Below are 255 nucleotides of genomic sequence, written 5' to 3' on the forward strand. Positions count from 1 at the left end.
TCACCATGTTCACGTTGGGCGCGCCGATATGCGCGTCGAGATTGACGACCGGCACGCAGTACGGCCCGATCGCGGCCGGCGTCAGATCGATCACGCGAATCGAAGGTTTCAGCTTTCGCAATAGCGCATCGTTCTTCACGTGTGCGCCGGCCGAGGTCGCGTCGAACACGAAGTCGATGTCATTGAACACGGGCAGACGCGTCAGACCTTCGACGCCTTCATGCGTGGTCGCGACGCCAAGCCGCGCGGCGCGCG

The 255-nt window shown here is 63.5% G+C and carries 1 pseudogene; it reads right to left on the reverse strand.

Features of this window, described 5'->3' with window-relative positions:
- A pseudogene (locus AB4Y34_RS42460) lies at positions 1–255 on the reverse strand (acetaldehyde dehydrogenase); the annotation flags it as partial.

The organism is Paraburkholderia sp. BR10954 (genome assembly GCF_040965775.1).
Classification (GTDB): domain Bacteria; phylum Pseudomonadota; class Gammaproteobacteria; order Burkholderiales; family Burkholderiaceae; genus Paraburkholderia; species Paraburkholderia youngii.